This window comes from Stenotrophomonas sp. 05L44_2 (assembly GCF_056665995.1).
In genome coordinates, this window is sequence record NZ_JBFTNR010000359.1 from 1 (window position 1) to 4,274 (window position 4,274).

The following is a 4,274-nucleotide window of genomic DNA, read 5'->3' on the forward strand; positions in this document are numbered from 1 at the left end:
TTCCGAAGAAGCGATGTAGGTGATGGTCTTGGTGCCACGGTCAACCAGCACCGACAGGTACAGTTCCTTGACGATCTCGCCAGCGGTGGTCACCAGCACCAGGTTGACCGGCAGTTCAACGCCAGCGGTCTGGTAGGTGGCCATCTTGGTGCCGAGCATCTTGGCCGCAGCGGCCTTCACGTCGTCGGTGGTCTTGCAGAACTTGACGCCGCCAGCCTTGCCGCGGCCGCCAGCGTGGATCTGCGCCTTGACCATCCAGGGGCCCTGGCCCAGGGAGTTGGCAGCGGCAACAGCTTCGTCCGGGGTCGCAGCGACCTTGCCGGCCGGGACCGGGATGCCGTACTCGGCAAGCAGTTGTTTTGACTGGTATTCGTGGAAATTCATGCGTCACCGTGGGAATAGGAACGACCGCACGCAATTCCTCAGGGCCCCGGCGGGGCGCCGGCATGGACCGCGGCGGGCCCACTATTGTGGCCGAGCCGGCGCCGGGGCGCAAAGAAGTATGGACAAAAGGCCCGAACCGGCCAGATTTCCATGGTCATTCAGGCAGTTGCGGCACGGCCTGGATCACACCGCAAACGCCCGCCCGGGCCGACTGCGCAGCCCAGCCCGGTACAGGCGCCCTATACTGGCCCCATAAATTCGACCCACGGTGCCGGCAACCGGGCAGCGAGCAGATCCGACGATCGGGGGACGTCGGGCAGGTTCGGCCCACCGCCGTCATGACCCAGTTCCAGGCAGCCAGAAGGGGAGTTCCGGCGTGTCACCCAGTGCTTCATTGATCGACCGCATCGAATCGATACCGCGGCGCGAGCTGTATTTCTTCGCCCTGTACCGGGTGCTGATCGCCTCGGTCATCGCCGCCCTGCTGTACAGCCCGTTGTCGGCCATGGTCGGCGAAGCGCATCACCCGCGCCTGGCCTATTCGGTCGGCGCCGCCTATCTGCTGCTGTCCCTGTTGTGGCTGGTGATCGGCCGCAACGAACGCTGGCTGCGGCCGATCGTGGTTGGCGGCGTGCTGCTGGACATCGTCGCCGCCAGCCTGCTGGCGCACGCCCTGCCCGGCGCCAGCGCCGGCATCTCGATGTCGCTGCTGTTCAACATCGCCGCCGCCGCCACCCTGCTGCCGCTCAGCTGGGGCCTGGTGCTGGCGCTGGCCGCCAGCGTCGCCACCGCCGCCGAATACCTGTGGAAAGTGTTGGAAGGCGGCGATCCCACCCGCACSCTGGCCGAACTGGCGATGTTCRYCACCAGCTACCTSGCSCTGGCCTKSATCAGCTACCAGRTCGGCAACCGYGCMCGCCGCAACCAGCAGCTGGCCAACCAGCGTGGCGACGAAGTGGCCAACCTGTTCCAGATCAACGAACTGATCATCCGCCGCATGCGCACCGGCGTGGTGGTGGTGGATGCCGACAACCGCATCACCCTGGCCAACGAAGCTGCCTCGATCCTGCTGGGCGACCGCGATGGCAACAGTGATTCGGGCCGCCTCGACCTGGCCAGTGTCGCCCCCGAACTTGCCCGGCGCCTGCAACGCTGGCGCAACGGCTGGGCACAGGATGAAATGCCGCTGCAACTCAACCCCGACCAGCCGGAAGTGCAGCCACGCTTCGCYCGCCTGCTGGCCGGCAGCGACCTGGTGCTGGTGTTCCTGGACGACTCCAGCGTGGTCTCGCGCCGCGCCGAATCGCTCACCCTGTCGGCGATGGGGCGCTTCTCGGCCAGCCTCGCGCACGAGATCCGCAACCCGCTGGCGGCCATCAACTACGCCGTGCAGCTGCTGGAGGAAGGCACCGGCTTCAACGAAAGCGACCGCCGCCTGCTGCAGATCATCCACCAGCAGTGCCAGCGCACCAACGGCATCGTTGAAAGCGTGCTGGGCCTGGCCCGGCGCGAACGCGCCAACCCGGAAAATGTCGACCTGGCCGCCTTCGTGCGCCGCTTCGTGCTGGAGTACAAGCAGGGCCAGACGCTGGAAACCGACAGCATCGAACCGATCATCAACGACACCTCTGTGCCGGCCCAGGTCGACCCGCGCCACCTGTACCAGGTGCTGACCGTGCTGGTGCACAACGCCCTCAAGTACGGCCGCATCGGCGAGCAGCCCGCGCGCGTGCGGCTGCGCGTGGCCCAGCACGAGCGAAGTGCGGTGATCGACGTGATGGACCGTGGCCCCGGCATCCCCGAGACCGTCGCCGCGCAACTGTTCCGCCCCTTCTTCACCACCTCCGAGCACGGCACCGGCCTGGGCCTTTATATCGCCCGCGAGCTGTGCAGGGCCAACCAGGCGCGGCTGGATTACATCCCCGTCCCCGCCGGCGGCTCCTGCTTCCGCCTGGTACTGCCCGGCCCGCACACCCTGCTTCCGCACTGATTCGGTGCGTCAAACATTTGTCGCCTTCCACACCCTCGGCTATCTTTCCCACCCATGAACGAAACCCGCAGCGCCCTCGTCGTCGACGATGAACGCGATATCCGCGAACTGCTGGTGTTGACCCTCGGCCGCATGGGCCTGCGCATCAGCACCGCCGCCAACCTCGCCGAAGCCCGCGAACTGCTGGCCAGCAATCCCTATGACCTGTGCATAACCGACATGCGCCTGCCCGATGGCAATGGCATCGAACTGGTCAGCGAGATCGCCCAGCACTATCCGCGCACGCCAGTGGCGATGATCACCGCCTTCGGCAGCATGGACCTGGCCGTGGAAGCGCTGAAAGCCGGTGCCTTCGATTTCGTCAGCAAGCCGGTGGACATCACCGTGCTCCGCGGCCTGGTCAAGCATGCGCTGGAACTCAACAACAGCGAACGCCCGGTTGCCGGTCCCGCCGCCGAACAGGCCGCACGTCTGCTCGGCGAATCGCCGGCGATGGACGTGCTGCGCGCCACCATCGGCAAGGTTGCGCGCAGCCAGGCACCGGTCTACATCCTGGGCGAATCCGGGGTGGGCAAGGAACTGGTTGCACGCACCATCCATGCTCAGGGTGCACGCGCCGCTGGGCCGTTCGTGCCGGTCAACTGTGGCGCCATTCCCACCGAGTTGATGGAGAGCGAGTTCTTCGGCCACCGCAAGGGCAGCTTCASCGGYGCCCAYGCCGACAAGCCSGGACTGTTCCAGGCCGCMCACGGCGGCACCCTGTTCCTGGATGAAGTGGCCGAGCTGCCGCTGCAGATGCAGGTGAAGCTGCTGCGTGCGATCCAGGAAAAATCGGTGCGCGCGGTGGGCGCCCCCAGCGAAGAACCGGTGGACGTGCGCATCCTCTCGGCCACCCACAAGGATCTGGCCGAGCTGGTCGAAGACGGGCGCTTCCGCCACGACCTCTACTACCGCATCAACGTCATCGAACTGCGCGTACCGCCGCTGCGCGAGCGTCGCCAGGACCTGCCCGCGCTGGCCGCGTCGATCCTGGCGCGGCTGGCCCGCAGCCACGGCCGCGCCACCCCGCTGCTGGCGCCGTCGGCGCTGGACGCGTTGGCCCAGTACGGCTTCCCCGGCAACGTGCGCGAGCTGGAGAACATCCTCGAACGCGCGCTGGCACTGGCCGAGGAAGACCGTATCGGCGCCGACGACCTGCGCCTGCCGCAGCATGCGCCTCGCTCACCCGGCAGCGCTGCGCACGCTGAAGCCGTTGTGGATCTGCATCCAGGCAGTGYCGCCCTACCCTCGTATATCGAGCAGCTCGAGCGCAGTGCGATCCAGCGCGCGCTGGAAGAAAACCGCTGGAACAAGACCCGCACTGCCGCGCAGCTGGGCATCACCTTCCGTGCGCTGCGCTACAAGCTGAAGAAGCTGGGGATGGAATAGGTAGTGCCGGCCGCTGGCCGGCAACCCCGTGCAYCGCCCATCCACGCATGGCGTGGATCTACGGCATCAATCCTTGGTGACGCGATTGATCTCGGCCAGGCTGGTCACGCCCGCGGCCGCCTTCTTCAACGCCGACTGCCGCAGGTCATTCACGCCGATCGCCTGCGCAGCCTCGGCAATCTGCAGCGCGTTGCCGCCCGCCAGCACGATGGTCGCGATCTCGTCGGTCATCGGCATCACCTGGTAGAGGCCGGTACGGCCCTTGTAGCCCTCGGTGCATTCGTCGCAGCCCACCGCCTCATACAGTTCGATGCCCGCATCCAGCTGCGCCTGGGTGAAGCCCTCGGCCAGCAGCGCATGCTCCGGCAGATTGGCCGGGCGCTTGCAGTTCGAACACAGGCGGCGCGCCAGGCGCTGGGCAATCACCAGCGTCACCGAGCTGGTGATGTTGTACGGCGCGATACCCATGTTC

Annotated in this window: 4 protein-coding genes; 2 read left to right on the plus strand and 2 right to left on the minus strand. The window is 66.9% G+C overall.

Going from position 1 to position 4,274, the window contains the following annotated elements:
* A partial coding sequence (locus AC1VAN_RS13375; RefSeq protein WP_480985969.1) for an ATP-grasp domain-containing protein occupies positions 1-384 on the minus strand: 384 nt, incomplete at its 3' end.
* 376 nt (positions 385-760) lie between these two features.
* Between AC1VAN_RS13375 and AC1VAN_RS13380 the strand changes: the two genes are divergently transcribed.
* Together AC1VAN_RS13380 and AC1VAN_RS13385 are read left to right on the plus strand one after the other, a co-directional pair.
* Entirely contained in the window at positions 761-2,374 is a 1,614-nt protein-coding gene (locus AC1VAN_RS13380; protein ID WP_480985970.1) for a sensor histidine kinase, read from the plus strand.
* A 54-nt stretch (positions 2,375-2,428) separates the two neighbouring features.
* Complete coding sequence (locus tag AC1VAN_RS13385) at positions 2,429-3,802, plus strand: sigma-54-dependent transcriptional regulator (protein ID WP_480985971.1); 1,374 nt, start codon at positions 2,429-2,431, stop codon at positions 3,800-3,802.
* A gap of 66 nt (positions 3,803-3,868) precedes the next feature.
* Here the strand turns inward: AC1VAN_RS13385 and AC1VAN_RS13390 are convergent.
* Positions 3,869-4,274 (minus strand): ATPase, T2SS/T4P/T4SS family (locus AC1VAN_RS13390; RefSeq protein WP_480985972.1); only part of this gene is annotated, 406 nt, incomplete at its 5' end.